This window comes from Caenimonas terrae (assembly GCF_042655405.1).
In the GTDB taxonomy this organism is placed as follows: Bacteria; Pseudomonadota; Gammaproteobacteria; order Burkholderiales; family Burkholderiaceae_C; genus Ramlibacter; species Ramlibacter terrae_A.
The window spans coordinates 33,533-47,706 of the sequence record NZ_JBHSMF010000004.1; the positions used below are offsets into that span (position 1 = coordinate 33,533).

The window sequence follows — 14,174 nt, forward strand, 5'->3', positions numbered from 1 at the left end:
GGATGACACTCAGGGTGCGAGGGCGGCCGCTTCCCTGCGCATCAGCGCCAGGACCGCGGCTGCCAGCCACCCGAGCGCCAGTGCCACGCAGATCGCCACCAGCGCCTGGCCCAGCCGCAGCTGGTCGTCCAGCAGATAGGCGTTGCACAGCCGCAGCGGCGAATCCTGGTAGAGGTAGCCGGCGACTGCCGTCATCGGCAGCACGTTGCCCAGGAAGAAGCCTTGCACCAGCAGGCCGGCCGGGCGCCACGACAGGCGCAGCGCGGCGCCGCACAGCACCAGCGCCAGCCACTTGGCAAGTTCCACCCGCCCGTCCAGCAGCGCCAGGTCCAGCAGCCGCGGGATCATCAGCAGGCCCAGTACCAGCGCGGTGGCCAGCAGGCCGCTGATGCCCAGGGCGTTCCAGCGCGCGATGCGGATGCGCCAGCCGGCCGGCAGGGCGCCGGCCAGCAGCGCGCCACAGCCGGCCAGCAGCGGGTACTGGACCAGCATCTGCACGGTCATGCCGGATTCGAGCAGCTGGCGCGACGCCGGCGCGGCCAGCAGCGCGAGCAGCGCCGCCGCGGCGCCGGCCAGTGCATGGCGGGCGGCCGGTCTGTTCATGGCTTCGGCCGGCTGGCCAGGTCGCGCGCGTAGTCGAGGGCCAGTTGTTGCTCCGAGTAGTCGAACACGCGCACCAGCCGGCCGCGCCGGTCGATCACCAGCAGGGCGGCGTTGTGCTCGTAGTCGCCGCGGCCGTCGGGCACCACCACGACCTGGAACGCAGCCAGCAGGCGCTGCGTTTGCTGCGCGTCCGCCGCCCGCACGAAGCGCCAGCGCGACGGGTCGGCGTTCATGCGCGCCGCATAGCCGGAAAGAGCCTGCGGCGTGTCGTTCACCGGGTCGAAGCTGACCGACAGCAGGCGGACCCGGCCGCCCGCATCGTCGGACCCGAGCGCCAGCTGCAGTTGCTGGAACACCGTGCCCAGCGCCAGGCACACCGTCTGGCAGCGGGTGTAGACGAAGTCGACGATGGTGACGGTCCTGCCGTCGGCCAGCAGCTGCGCCAGCGGCTGGACCGGAAGGCCCGGGCCGTCGACGCGCACCGGCGGCGCCGGCACCGGCTGCAGCGCCACCTCCAGCCGCCGCGCGCCTTCGGCGGTCCAGACCTGGAAGTCGTGCGTCAGCCAGGCGGCGGCCGCATAGCCGCCAATCACCAGCCCGATGCACAGCAGCGCCGTGCGCAGCATCAGGCCCGGCCTTCGCGCGCCGCCCACTGGATGCGCACCGCCTGCGAGGCCAGCGCCTGGGCCGGCGTGGGCAGGATGTCGGCCAGCGTGTGGCCGTCCAGGTGCTGCATGAAGCTGCGCAGCGCGCCGTCGATCACGCCGGTGAGCCTGCAGTTGCCGGTCAGGACGCACCGGCTGCCGGGGGCGAAGCACTCCACCATGAAGAAGTCCGGCTCGATGCTGCGCACCAGGTCGCCCAGCACGATGTCGCGCGGCGCACGCGCCAGCCGCATGCCGCCGCCCTTGCCGCGCACCGTCTCGATCCAGCCGGTCAGGGCCAGCTGGTGGGTGATCTTCATCAGGTGCGCCTCGGAGATGGCGTGGCTGCGCGCGACCTCCGCGATGGTGCACAGCCGTTGCGGCTGCTGCGCCAGGAAGATCAGCAGCCGCAGCGCGTAGTCCGTCATGTTGGTCAGGCGCATGCGGTCTTCCGTCCCTGCGTCAGGGGGCCTTGGCCGCCAGCGCCTTGAGCTCGTCGCCGGAGGCGAAGGGCGTGCTGCGGGTGGCGGCCTTGCGCTGCGCCGCGAACAGCTCGGCGCTGATCGGCGCCGCCTTGTTCGACCATTGCGAGCGCACGTAGCTGGCGACCGCGGCCAGCTCGGCGTCGCCGAGCTGCTGGAAGGAGGGCATCGCGCCCTTGAAGGTGTTGCCGGCCACCGTGATCTCGCCGTTGATGCCGTGCAGCAGGATGTTGGCGACCACCCGCGGGTCGCCGGCGACCCACTCCGATCCGTCCAGCGGCGGGAACACGCCAGGCAGGCCCTTGCCGGTCGCCTGGTGGCAGGCCACGCAATTGGCGGCGAACAGCTGCTTGCCGTCGGCCGCACCGCCGCCGGCGCCGGGCACGGGGGCGCGCAGGTCGGCCAGCGTGCGGCGGTCGCCCAGGTCGGCGCGGCCGAAGGACTCGGACAGCAGGATGTAGCCCACCCCGGCCAGCACCATCGCCAGCGTGATGCCGGCCACCAGCAGCGGGATCGGCTGGCTGCGCTCGGTCGGCTCGGCCTGCTCGCGCGCCTGCGCGCGGCCAGGGGACACGGGATCATTGGGCATGGGAATCCGCCTTGCTTTGTGCGACCGGCTTGGGCTCCGGCGGCAGCACCGGATAGGTGTGGTCCATGCCCTGCAGGTACTTGACCAGGTCCAGCGCCTCGGGCGTCGGCACCACCACCTGGCCGATCATCGGCCGGAAGCCCGGCGGCAGCGCCAGCGGCTGCTCGCCCTCGGCCTGCGCGTCCTTCTCGTCCTTCACGGTGAACAGGTAGGGATAGGACGGCATGATCGAGTCCGGCACATAGGCACGCGGCTGGTACAGGTGGCCCAGGTGCCAGTCCTTGCTGGGTTGCCGGGCGCCGATGTTGAACAGGTCCGGCCCGGTGCGCATGCTGCCAAGCAGGTGCGGCCTGTCGTAGAAGTAGTCGCCCGGCACCGAGGCCCGGCCCCAGCCGCGCTGGCCGTCCGGCCCCAGGTTGCGGTCGCGCGGCTGCTGGCTGTGGCAATAGACGCAGCCGTTGGCGACGTAGACCTCGCGTCCGCGCAGCTGCGCGCTGGTGTAGGGCTTGAGCTGCGGCGGCGGCTTGATGTCGCGCACTTCCAGGTAGGGCATCACGACCAGGGCCGCGGTGGCGATGCCCAGCGCCACCATCGCGCCGGAGGCGAGCTTGACTTCATTTTCCATATGCCAGCTCCAGCTCGTTGTTGTGCGCGAACAGGGCCGCGCCGGTGCGGGTCGGGCCGAAGCGCAGCGCCATCGCCAGGAAGTGGCCGACGAACACCAGGTGGCCCAGCACCATCAGGCTGCCGCCGACCGAGCGCCATTTCAGCCAGGGCAGGGTGACGTTGACCGAATCGATGAAGGGGCGCGCGGCGTCCAGCATCGCCAGGCCCTGCAGCCAGCCGCCGATGGTCAGGCCCACGAAGTAGATGGTCACGCCGATCGCCGCCAGCCAGAAGTGCAGCGTGATCAGCTTCGGGTACGGCCACTCCCAGTTCAGCACCCGCGGCATCATGAAATAGATGGCACCGAACAGCACCATGCTGACGAACGCATAGGCGCCCAGGTGCGCGTGCGCCACCGTGAAGTGGGTGAAGTGCGTCACCTGGTTGACGCTGCGCAGCGCCTCCAGCGAGCCCTGCACCGACGAAGCGAAGTACATCAATCCGCCGAACATCATGAAGCGCAGCGTCGGCGAATAGCGCGCCAGGTGCATCCGGCCCTTCAGGGTCCCGCCCATGTTGATGCTGAAGGCGATCACCGGGATCACCATCATCAGGCTCTGCACGATCGACAGCGTGGTCAGCCAGCCCGGCACCGGCCCGCCGATCAGGTGGTGGCCGCCGACCTGGCCGTAGAAGAAGGCCAGCGTCCAGAAGCCCAGGATCGACAGGTTGTACGAGCGCACCGGCCGGCCGATGATCTTGGGCAGGAAGTAGTAGATGGCGCCGACGCTCACCGGCGTGAACCAGAGGCCGAGCACGTTGTGGCCGTACCACCAGTTGGTGGTGGCCTGCTGCACGCCGGTGTGCACGCCCGGCAGCTTGCCGACCAGGAACAGCAGCGAGATCCACAGCAGCGCCGCCACCATGTACCAGACGCTGACGTACAGGTGCTCCACCTTGCGGTTCACCAGCGTGAACAGGACCGGCAGGACCACGAACACGAAGCCCACCAGGATGAAGACGGCGATCTGCCAGGGGATCTCCAGGTATTCCATGCCGTCGCTCCAGCCGGCGGAGATGGCGCCGATGCCGGCGGCGATGCCGGTGTTGATCAGCGCACCGCCCAGCATGGTCCACACTGCGCCGTGCAGGCGGGTGCGCAGCAGGCGCGGCAGCAGCCAGATGATCATGCCGAGCGCGGCGTTGGTGATCCAGCCATAGAGCACCGCCGTCAGGTGCACCGTGCGGATGCGGCCGAAGGTCAGCCAGGCCTGGTTGGTGAGCCAGTCGGGCTCGTGCAGCTTGATCGACGAGGTCAGGCCGGCAAAGGAGCCGACGATCAGCCAGAAGCAGGCGAAGGCCACGAACATGAACACCGGGAACGCGGTGGAGCGGTCGGACGCGATGCGGTCGCGCAGTTCCGCCTCGTCGGCGGCGGCATGCGCGGCCTGGGCGTCGCCGGCCGCGGCCTGCTGCATCGAGTCCCGCGCGGCGCCGGCCAGCGCCGGGTCGTCCACGCGGCCGATTTCCCCGCGCGCGAAGATCACCGAGGCGGCGGCCGGGTTCTCCACCAGCAGGCCCTTGCGCAGCGACCAGATGAAGACGAACAAGCCGATGATCGACAGCACGAAGGCGCCGAGCAGGCTGAGGATGGCGCTGTCCATTACATGGCTCCTGGCAGGTGATCGGGCTGGCGGCTCAGTTCGTAGCCGTACCAGAGGCTCTCGGCGATGCGGCCGGCCAGGTCGCTGGCGCGCTCGGCCATGCCGGTGTTGGGCAGGCTGCTGGTGGTCTGGCGGAACAGCGCCAGCCAGCGCTGGAACAGCTCCTTGTTCAGCCCGGGCAGGGCCACGTGCTTGGGCATCGGCGAGCCGCGAAAGCGGGCCGTGCCGCGCAGGGCGGACGACCAGAAGTCCACCATCTTGGGCAGGTGGGTGTCCCAGTCCGCGACGTGGCGCTGGAAGATCGGTCCCAGCACGGCGTCCTGCCGGATCGCGTCATAGAAGGTGTGAACCAGTTCCGAGACTTCGTCTTCGGTACAAAGGTCGGCGGATGGCATGGCGAGGCTCCTGGCGAGCCGGCACAGCAGGAGACGTGCCGGATAAGATCTATTGTAAATAGATCTTTCGTCCGTGCCCTTCGCTGACCAAAATTTATTGCGGAGTCGATCAGCCCGGCGCTGCCTGGCTGTCCACGAAGCGCTTCTTGAACCAGTTGTCCAGCATGCGCTTCTCGTAGTAGAGCGATTCGCTGTGGTACGGGTTCACCATGCCGTGGGTGTAGTCCAGATCCGTCACCCATTCTTCGCCACTGGCCAGCGTGGTGCCGCCAGCCTGCAGCACATAGCGCACCTGCATCTTGGGCGAATCGGCGTTGCCGGTGATCACGCGGACCGCATTGCGGCCGTGCAACGGACGCACGGTGCCGGCCAGGTCGACCTGCAGCACCTCCACCTTCAGCACCTGGTCCGGCGGCAGCCAGTGCTGGCCAAGCTTCTGCAGGTGGGTGGCCAGCATCTTGAGGTTGTCGGCCTGGTCCCAGACGCTGGTCCCGGAATCCCAGTAGTTGCCGGCGTTGACGAATGACACGTCGACCGTCCCAGCCGATGCGCCGCCGGCGATCGCTGCGAGGAACAAGGCGGACATGATGCGGTTGCGTTGCAGCATGGTTGACCTCCCGGGAAGGATGAATCGATTCTGGACCGCGGCAGCAATGCTGACAATGCCGCCCGATTCGCATCTCTGCGATCAGGGGCAATACCGCAGAGCTTCCGTGGGACTGGGCCGACGGTTAGTCCCGCTGCCCTCCCGCAAGCCGCGCCCCGCAACCCTTGCAGGATGACCACAACCCGCCACCGTGCGGATCAACCTTGTCAACCTTCGGGAGCTTCCAAATGAACCTGCGCATCGCCGCCCTCACCATCGCCCTGGCCGCCACCGGCTCGGCCTTTGCTGCCACTTCCACGACCACGGTCGACTCCTCCAGCGACGGCACCGTCACCAGCCGCACGATCAAGGAAAACGACGACGGCAGCGTGAGCCGCCGGGTGGAGAAGGCATTGCCGGACGGCACCACCGTGCGCCGCGCCGTTCGCCACAACGCCGACGGCACCGTGGTGCGCCGGCAGGTGGTGCGCGGCGCCGACGGCAGCGTCGTGCGCCGGCAGGTGGTGCGTGGCGCCGACGGCAGCGTGACGCGCACCGTGTCGACCGGCGACGACATGCGTCCGCGCCATCATCGCCGCACGCACGTCACCACCGTGACCCGCCGCACGATCGTGGTCAACCCGAGCTGATCGGCTTTCCTATTCGCACAGCTGGCGGATCCCGTCCGGGATCGCCAGCGCGCGGATGCCGCCGTCGTCGCGACGGCCGGCGAAGATCCGCACTTCGTCGCATTCCATGATCGCGTCCGCGGCGCCGGCCTGGCCGGCGTCGCGCGTGATCCGGTGGCGCTGCACGAAGCTCTTGCCGCGCCACTGCGCGATCGAGGTGTGGATCTGCAGCACGTCGCCGTAGCTGGCGGTCTTCGTGAATTTCGCATGCGTATCCACCAGGGGCGTCCCGATGATGCCCATGGTCTGCTCCGTCACGTGCCACGGCGGCACGCCGCATTCGATGAAGAAGTGGCGCGAGGCGGCGTCGATCCAGCGGAAGAAGTTGGGGAACCAGACGATGCGCGCCGGGTCGCAGTCGCCGAACTCGACCTGCTGGGTGTAGACGATTTCCTTGCCCATTGCCTTATCCCATTCGCGACGGCAGCCACAGCGCGATCACCGGGAAGGCGATCAGGATGACCAGCCGCAGGATGTCGGTGGCGACGAAGGGCAGCACGCCCTTGAAGATGGTGGTGAAGCTGACGTCTTTCACCACGCTCTTGATGACGAAGACGTTCATTCCCACCGGTGGATGGATCAGCCCCAGTTCCACCGTCATCACGATGATGATGCCGAACCAGATCGGGTCGAACCCCAGCTGCTGGATCACCGGGAAGATGATGGGCACGGTCAGGATGATCATCGCCATGGCGTCCATCAGGCAGCCCAGCACCAGGTACATCACCATGATCAGCGCCAGCACGCCGTACTTGCCCACGCCCAGGCCGGTGAGGAAGGCCGTGAGCTTCTGCGGGCTCTGGGTGATGGTGAGGAAGTAGCCGAACAGCAGCGCGCCGATCAGCACCGTGAACACGGCCGCCGCCGTCCGCGTGGCCGACAGCAGCGCCTCGCGGATGTTGCCGCGATTGAGCTTGCCGCGCAGCAGGCCCAGGATGAAGGCGCCGCTGGCGCCGACGCCGCCGGCTTCGGTCGGCGTGAAGAAGCCGCCGTAAAGGCCGCCGATCACGAAGATGAACAGCACGATCGGCGCCCAGACGTTCTTCAGGTCGGCGACGCGCTCGGCCCAGGGCTTCTTGTCGGCGCCGGGCAGCCAGTCGGGCCGGACCTTGACGATGATCATGATGGTGATGACGTACATCAGCATCGCCAGCAGGCCCGGGATGATGCCCGCCATGAACAGCTTGCCGATGTCCTGCTGCGTCAGGATGGCGTACACCGCCAGCACGGTGGACGGCGGCAGCATCGCGCCCAGCGTTCCGCCGGCGGCGATCACGCCGGTGGAAAACGACTGCGGATAGCCGAAGCGCCGCATCTCCGGATAGGCCACGCTGGAGAAGGTGGCGGCGGTGGCGACCGAGGAGCCGCAGATGGCGGCGAAGCCGCCGCACGCCAGCACCGTCGCGACACCCAGCCCGCCGCGCAGGTGGCCGATCAGTGAGTTGGCGGCCTTGAACAGTTCCCGGCTCACGCCGGACACCGACACCAGCGCCCCCATCAGCATGAACATCGGGATCACGCCGAAGGTGTAGTCGGTCACCGTGCGCATCGAGGTCTGGCCCACCAGCTTGAGCGCCGGCCCCATGCCGCTGATGTAGCCGTAGCCGGTGACGCCGACCAGGCCCATCGCCATGCCCACCGGCACCCGCAGCAGCATCAGGGCGAACAGGACGACAAAGCCCAGGATGGCGACGGCATCGGTACTCATTGCTTCTGCTTTATTGTTGTTGTCATTCGACCCGGTGCTGGGGCAGGTGTTCTTCCTCCAGCCAGTCGGGGTGGAAGATCAGGCGGAAGGTGCGGATGGCGATCAGCACCACGGCGCTGACGTCGCCGACCCAGGCCACGGCGTAGAAGGGCCAGACCGGGATGTTCATGTCGTAGGTCTGCACGTGGTCCACGTAGGTGCCGTGCACCTTGTCGAACAGCATGGCGGTCTGCACCGCCACCACGAAGAACAGCACCGAGGTGGCGAACACGTCGATGATCCGCTTCAGGCGCGGGTTGGCCCAGGTCCAGACCAGGTCCACGGTGATGTGGCCGCCGCGGTAGCTGGTGGCGGCGATGCCCCAGAAGATCAGGATGCCCAGCAGCATGCGGCCGAAGTCGTAGGCGTCCGGGATCGAGGTGCTGAGGAACTTGCGCAGCACCACGGCGATGAAGATGTTGAGCGCGACGATCCCGACGAAGATGGCGGCGAGCCACTCGATCGAGTTGATCATCCGGTCCATCACGTTGCGCTTCATGTTCTTGTTCTCTCCGAGACCATCTCCGTTCGCCGCTCACTGCGCCGTTCGCCGCTCACTGCGCCGTTCGCCGCTCACTCCGCCGTTCGCCCTGAGCTTGTCGAAGGGCTTCGACAGGCTCAGCCCGAACGGGTTTGTGCGAGCGGGTTTGTGCGGACGGGTTTGTGCGAACGGGTTTGTCCGAACGGGTTTGTGCGAGCGGGCTTGTGCGACGGATGTTTCTTACAGCCCGGACTTGTACTTCACCAGGCTGGCCTTGAGCGCGTCCATCGCCTGCTTGGGATCGACGCCGACCTTCTTCACGCCCTCGGCCCACTGGGCCTCGCCGGGCGCGACCGCGGTGCGCCAGGCGTGGAGCTGGTCCGGCGTCAGCTTGTAGCTTTCGTGGCCGGGCAGGCTGGCCAGCTTGGCGCGGCCGGCGTACTCGAAGTCCGCCCAGGGCGTCGCCACCTTCTCGGCCCACTCGGTGGTGCAGTGGTCGTCGATCACCTTCTTCTGCGCGGCCGACATGGCGTTGTACTTGTCCTGGTTCATCACCCAGACGAAGGGCGTCACGTACAGCGGCACGTCCATGTGGTAGCTCACCACCTTGTCGATGCCGAACAGGCTGATCGAGCCCCACGGGAAGGTGATGGCGTCGGCCACGCCGCGCTCGAGCATGTCGCGTGCCTCGGGCGCCGACGACTGCACGTTGGTGCCGCCCAGCGAGGTGACCATCTGGCCGATGGTGCTGGTGGCCGGGCGGATCTTCATGCCCTTGATGTCGGTCGGCAGCGTGATCTTCTTGCGGGCGTGGAAGGTTCCCGGGTCGTGCACGAAGGCGAAGCAGAACTTCACGTCCTTCATCTCGCGGGCCGCATAGCTGCGGTACCAGGCGTCGATGGCGGCGGTGCCGCCCTTGCCGTTGGCGAACAGGAAGGGCAGCGAGGCGCCGGCCATGACCGGGAAGCGGCCCGGCTGGTAGCCCGGGTTGACGTAGGAGAAATCGGCGATGCCGTCGCGCGCCATGTCGTAGTGGTCGAACGCCTTGCCCAGCTGCTCCGAGGGGAACAGCACGGCGGTGATGCTGCCGTTGGAGGCCTTCTTGATGTCTTCGGCCCAGGCCTGCAGCGCCGGGTTCAGCGGATGCTGGGCCGGCACCCAGCTGGAGAGCTTGAGCTGCACCGGCTTGTCCTGGGCCTGCAGCGCGCCGGCGAATGCCAGCGCGGCGACGGCGACGGCGGACAGGCGCAGGACGGTTCTTGAGATCGGCATGGGTGTCTCCTCTTGGTGGTTCGAGAAAGTTACTTTGTATAACGAAATCAGAGCCGTCGCCATAGTGGTTTCCACGATGACCCGGCCCTCGCGCGGGATCAGCTTTCCTTGGCCGGCTGCAGCGCCGGAATCTTGCGGATGAAGCGCAGCGGCTGCTCCTTGACCGGCCGGGCCGGCGCACCGTGCCGCACCAGCGTCGCGTCCAGCGCGATGCCGGCATCGTCGGCCAGCGCCGCCGTGCGCGCGGCTGCGATGGATGCGGCATTCTCCTCCGGGGACCGCGCCGCCGGCGCCAGGTGGTCCAGCACGTGCAGCAGGTTGTCCTTGCCGCGCTCGTTGGTGGCGCCGTAGCCCTTGATCAGGCGGCCGCACAGGGCGATCTCGTGGCCCAGCCGCCAGTGCCGGCGGCTGCCGGCCAGCACGCCGCCCAGCCACTTCTCGATCATGGCCTGCTCGCCGGCGTAGCGGGCGCCGCGCACGCGCAGCCACTTGAGGCTGGCCAGCGTCCGCAGCGACAGCATGCCCAGCACCGAGTGGCTGCCGATCTTCAGCGGCAGCGCCCAGGGCGCCTTGCCCTTCAGGACCCGCTTGCGGTCCCAGCGCAGCAGCGTCGCGGACAGCGCCGGCGGCAGCAGCGCGGCGAACTCCGGCGCGCCCGGCTTGAAGTGGTCATACACCTGCAGCAGGTCGTCGTCGCCGGCTTTCACCTCGCCCTGGACCCGGCTCCAGCGGGAGGCCCGGCTCTTGAGGTCCGCCACCCGCACGATGTCGTCGAAGGCCATCCACAGCGCCAGCCAGCGCGCCATCTCGCGGGTGGTGGCGAAGTCGTTGGCGCCGGAGGGATCGATCTCGCGTTCGGCCGCCAGCACCCGGCGGAGACGCTCCAGGTAGAGCCACGCGTAGCCGGCGTCCTGGTAGTCCAGCATGCGGGCGTAGCCGAGCGTGAGCATCTCCTGGACCTGTGGCGGGAACCGCGCGGCCACTTCGGGCGGCAGCACCGCCGGGGCGCGGACGTCCTCGTCGTCGCTGGCCAGCATCGCCTTGATCATGGTCGCCTGGGTGCGCGGCTGGCTGACCGTCTCGTAGGCGCGCGCGAAGCCGCGCAGGCTGGCGGCCGCCATCTTGCTGACCTTCTCCGGCGCGGTGGTGTCGCCGCCGCGGACCACGGTTTCGTAATCCTCGCGCCGGAACGGGAACAGGCCGCTGCCGGCGATGGCGCCGAGCATCACGGCGCTCACCACCGTGCCGGACTCGCGCGCGATGCTGCCCATGTCGAACACGTGGTGCTCGCGGCTGAAGCCCTGGACGATCTTGACCAGGTCGGCGCTGTCGGCGCGGCCGTCGGCCAGCTGCATGCGCTCCTGCGTGGTCAGCGTGCGGCCGGAGGAGCTGATCACCAGCGTGCGCTGCGGCGTGCTCATGCCGTTGCCGATCTGCCGCGCCGTCTCCAGCAGTTCCGACGACACCATCGCGTCCAGCGCGCCGGGCACCGGGTTCAGGCTGAACACCGGCCGCCGGCCGCCCAGTTGCGACACCGGGATCGGGAACACTTCCACGTAGTAGGTGGTGGCGCCGGTGCGTTGCGCGACGCCGGGAATCGAGGTGCTCTGCGCGGCGTAGCCGGCGTGGCGGGCGATGTCGATCAGCCATTCGGTCAGGACGCCGCCGCCTTCGCCGCCGAGGGCGCAGATCAACAGGGAGATTGGTCTGATGTCATTCATTGGGCTGCTTCTTCGTGGCGGGGTTGGCTTGAGAGGACCCTCGTGTCCCCCCCTTCTCCCCCCGCCCCTCTTCGCCCCCCGCCGAGAAGAGGGGAGCCAGACATTTCGCTTCCGGTCTCCGACCGAGCGGCAAAGCGTGCCAGGCTGCGGTCCGCAACAGAACGGAGAGGCGTGCGCCTGCAGTTGCGCGGCCTGCGGCGCTGACCGATCTGTCGGACCCGCTGGCCGCTAGCGCGTGCCAGGACGAGCCAGTCGCGCTTGCGCGCCGGCTCGCGGTGCCGGGCACCGCCGCCACTCGAAGACCACAACCGTCACTTGTTGGCCGTCGCGTCCTGGTCGGCATCGCGACCTGGCACGCTTGATCGATCAGTCGGCGACCAGAAGCCGAATGTCGGCTCCCCCTTCCCGCCCCGGCGGGGGTGGGAAGGGGGCGGGGGGGGATAGGGGGGGGAACGAGGAAATTCACGAGCACATCCATCAAGCCGGCTGCAGCGCTCTGACAACAGCCCCGCGCATCGAAGCCAGCAGCCGCTCGTGCCAGCGCGGGTTCTGGATCACCTCCGCGCGGTAGAACGACGGGCACAGCGTGGCCGCGTGCGCGTTCTCGCCGCACAGGCCGCAGCCCACGCAGCCGTCGATCACCACCGCGACCGGGTCCACCTTCAGCGGGTCCGGGTTGTCCTTGATCGTCAGCGTCGGGCAGCCGGACAGGCGGATGCAGGCGTGGTCGCCGTTGCACACGTCCTCGTCGACACCGTATTTCACCCGCACCACGCGCTTGCCCGTCTTGAGCAGGTTGGCGATCCAGGGCTTGACCCGGCGCTGCCGCTCCAGCTGGCATTCGCCCTCGGCCACGATCACCTTCAGGCCGTTGAAGTCGCTGGTGAAGGCCTCCTTCAGCGTCTTGCGCATCTGCTCCACCTTGTAGGTGTGCACGGTGCGCAGCCATTGCACGCCCAGCCCCTGCAGCGTCGATTCGATGGTGGTGTTGGTGTGCGTCAGGCTCTGCATCCGCTCCGCCGCCATCTCCTTGGCGGCGGCGCCCGGCGTGGAGATCAGCTCCTGGGTGCCGGTGGCCGACGAGTAGCCGTTCTTGAAGATCAGCAGCACGGCGTCGTCCTTGTTGAACAGCGCGCTCTGCACGCCGGTCAGCAGCCCGTTGTGCCAGAACCCGCCGTCGCCCATGATCGACAGCGTGCGCTGCTGCATCATCGGCGAGACGCCGGCCCGGCTGGCCAGGCTCATGCCGTAGCCCAGGATCGAGTTGCCCATCGAGAACGGTTCGAAGGTGCCGAAGGCATGGCAGCCGATGTCGGCCGCCACGTGCATCGGCCCCAGCTCCTGCTGCGCCAGCTTGAGCGCGGAGAACACCGGCCGCTCCGGGCAGCCGATGCAGAAGGTGGGCGGGCGGATCGGCAGCGGCTGCTCCAGCGCCGCGGCGACGGCGGTGCGGCGCTCGCGGTTGCCGGCCAGCCACTGCTTGGCCGATTCGGTGGCCGGGCCCGGCAGGTAGCTGGAGGCGAACAGCGACAGGCCCTGCGACAGCACCTCCACGCTGTACTCGCCGGCGGCGGGCAGCAGGTCCTTGCCGTGCAGCGGGGTCTGGATGTCGCGCCGGCGCAGCAGCGTGGCGATGTCCTGCTCGATGTATTCGGGCTGGCCTTCTTCCACCACCAGCAGGGCGCGCTTGCCGACCGCGAAGTCCGCCACCTGCTCCGGCACCAGCGGATAGGTGACGTTCAGCACCAGCAGCGGGATGTCGCTCTCGCCGAAGGCGTCGGCCAGGCCCAGCTGCTGCAGGCTGCGGATCAGCGAGTTGTACAGCCCGCCCTGCACCACGATGCCCAGGTCGGAATGCTTGCCGGGCAGCAGCTCGTTGAGCTTGTTCTCCAGGATGTACTTGCGTGCCGCCGGGATGCGCTCCTCGCCCTTCAATTTCTCATGGCGGAAGGTCACCGGCGGATGCGCCAGCTTCATGTAGTCGAAGCCGGCGGGGTTTTCCATCAGCGCGCGGGTGGAGATGGCGGGCGGCTGGTTGTCCTTGGCCTCGAAGCTGCCGCGCACGTGGCAGGCGCGGATGCGCAGCTCCAGGATACAGGGCATGTTCGAGGTCTCGGACAGGCGAAAGCCTTCTTCCACCATCCGCACCATCACGCCCAGGTCTGGCCGCGGGTCCAGCAGGCACATGCTGGACTTGAGCGCGTAGGCCTGGGTGCGCTCCTGGATCACCGAGGCGCCCTCGCCGTAATCCTCGCCCACCACGATCAGCGCGCCGCCCTTGACGCCGGGCGACGACAGGTTGGACAGCGCATCGGAGGCCACGTTGGTGCCGACGATCGACTTCCAGGTGACGGCGCCGCGCAGCGGGTAGTTGATCGACGCGCCCAGCATCGCCGCGGCCGAGGCCTCGTTGGCGCACGCCTCCACGTGCACGCCCAGCTCGTCCATGTAGGGCTTGGCCTGCACCATCACGTCCAGCAGGTGGGACACCGGCGCCCCCTGGTAGCCGCCGACATAGGCCACGCCCGACTGCAGCAGCGCCTTGGTGATGGCGAGGATGCCCTCGCCGTGGAAGGTGTCGCCCGCGCCCAGGCGCAGCGACTTGATTTCCTGGCTGAATGAAACTTCCAACGCCTGTCTCCGGTTGTGCCGCGCGCCGGCAACCCGCAAGTCTGGCGCCAGCGGCCGTATCAAT

15 protein-coding genes are annotated in these 14,174 nt (G+C 68.5%); 1 reads left to right on the forward strand and 14 read right to left on the reverse strand.

Going from position 1 to position 14,174, the window contains the following annotated elements; translation table 11 throughout:
* Positions 1-9: 9 nt before the first annotated feature.
* From ACFPOE_RS05470 to ACFPOE_RS05505, 8 genes are all read right to left on the reverse strand, one after another.
* Positions 10-603 (reverse strand): hypothetical protein, encoded by a 594-nt coding sequence (locus ACFPOE_RS05470; RefSeq protein ID WP_376849008.1) that lies wholly within the window; start codon positions 601-603, stop codon positions 10-12.
* Entirely contained in the window at positions 600-1,229 is a 630-nt protein-coding gene (locus ACFPOE_RS05475; protein WP_376849009.1) for an SCO family protein, read from the reverse strand. Before ACFPOE_RS05475 ends, ACFPOE_RS05470 begins: the two co-directional genes overlap by 4 nt.
* Positions 1,229-1,690 carry an RrF2 family transcriptional regulator gene (locus ACFPOE_RS05480; protein ID WP_376849010.1) on the reverse strand — a complete coding sequence of 154 codons (462 nt, stop codon included), beginning with the start codon at positions 1,688-1,690 and terminating at the stop codon, positions 1,229-1,231. Before ACFPOE_RS05480 ends, ACFPOE_RS05475 begins: the two co-directional genes overlap by 1 nt.
* 19 nt (positions 1,691-1,709) lie before the next feature.
* Positions 1,710-2,318, reverse strand: coding sequence for a c-type cytochrome (locus tag ACFPOE_RS05485; protein WP_376849011.1), 609 nt, complete (start codon positions 2,316-2,318; stop codon positions 1,710-1,712).
* Positions 2,308-2,943, reverse strand: a complete 636-nt coding sequence (locus tag ACFPOE_RS05490; protein ID WP_376849012.1) for a cbb3-type cytochrome c oxidase subunit II — start codon at positions 2,941-2,943, stop codon at positions 2,308-2,310. Before ACFPOE_RS05490 ends, ACFPOE_RS05485 begins: the two co-directional genes overlap by 11 nt.
* Positions 2,933-4,588, reverse strand: a complete 1,656-nt coding sequence (locus ACFPOE_RS05495; RefSeq protein ID WP_376849013.1) for a cbb3-type cytochrome c oxidase subunit I — start codon at positions 4,586-4,588, stop codon at positions 2,933-2,935. The genes ACFPOE_RS05490 and ACFPOE_RS05495 overlap by 11 nt, the downstream gene beginning before the upstream one ends.
* Positions 4,588-4,983, reverse strand: a complete 396-nt coding sequence (locus ACFPOE_RS05500) for a group III truncated hemoglobin (protein ID WP_376849014.1) — start codon at positions 4,981-4,983, stop codon at positions 4,588-4,590. Before ACFPOE_RS05500 ends, ACFPOE_RS05495 begins: the two co-directional genes overlap by 1 nt.
* 109 nt (positions 4,984-5,092) lie before the next feature.
* Entirely contained in the window at positions 5,093-5,590 is a 498-nt protein-coding gene (locus ACFPOE_RS05505) for a DUF3016 domain-containing protein (protein ID WP_376849015.1), read from the reverse strand.
* Positions 5,591-5,817: 227 nt separating this feature from the next.
* Between ACFPOE_RS05505 and ACFPOE_RS05510 the strand changes: the two genes are divergently transcribed.
* A complete protein-coding gene (locus tag ACFPOE_RS05510; protein WP_376849016.1) occupies positions 5,818-6,219 on the forward strand; it encodes a hypothetical protein in 402 nt (133 codons plus the stop codon).
* Between the two features lie 9 nt (positions 6,220-6,228).
* On the opposite strand, the gene ACFPOE_RS05515 is transcribed toward ACFPOE_RS05510, so the two are convergent.
* From ACFPOE_RS05515 to ACFPOE_RS05540, 6 genes are all read right to left on the reverse strand, one after another.
* Positions 6,229-6,660, reverse strand: coding sequence for an acyl-CoA thioesterase (locus ACFPOE_RS05515; protein ID WP_376849017.1), 432 nt, complete (start codon positions 6,658-6,660; stop codon positions 6,229-6,231).
* 4 nt (positions 6,661-6,664) lie between these two features.
* Positions 6,665-7,966 (reverse strand): TRAP transporter large permease, encoded by a 1,302-nt coding sequence (locus tag ACFPOE_RS05520; RefSeq protein ID WP_376849018.1) that lies wholly within the window; start codon positions 7,964-7,966, stop codon positions 6,665-6,667.
* A 22-nt stretch (positions 7,967-7,988) separates the two neighbouring features.
* Positions 7,989-8,504 carry a TRAP transporter small permease gene (locus tag ACFPOE_RS05525; protein WP_376849019.1) on the reverse strand — a complete coding sequence of 172 codons (516 nt, stop codon included), beginning with the start codon at positions 8,502-8,504 and terminating at the stop codon, positions 7,989-7,991.
* A 222-nt stretch (positions 8,505-8,726) separates the two neighbouring features.
* Entirely contained in the window at positions 8,727-9,758 is a 1,032-nt protein-coding gene (locus ACFPOE_RS05530) for a TRAP transporter substrate-binding protein (protein WP_376849020.1), read from the reverse strand.
* A 98-nt stretch (positions 9,759-9,856) separates the two neighbouring features.
* Positions 9,857-11,479: an indolepyruvate oxidoreductase subunit beta family protein gene (locus tag ACFPOE_RS05535; protein ID WP_376849021.1), complete on the reverse strand. Its 1,623-nt coding sequence runs from the start codon at positions 11,477-11,479 to the stop codon at positions 9,857-9,859.
* Positions 11,480-11,956: 477 nt separating this feature from the next.
* Positions 11,957-14,110 (reverse strand): thiamine pyrophosphate-dependent enzyme, encoded by a 2,154-nt coding sequence (locus tag ACFPOE_RS05540; protein ID WP_376849022.1) that lies wholly within the window; start codon positions 14,108-14,110, stop codon positions 11,957-11,959.
* Positions 14,111-14,174 lie beyond the last annotated feature (64 nt).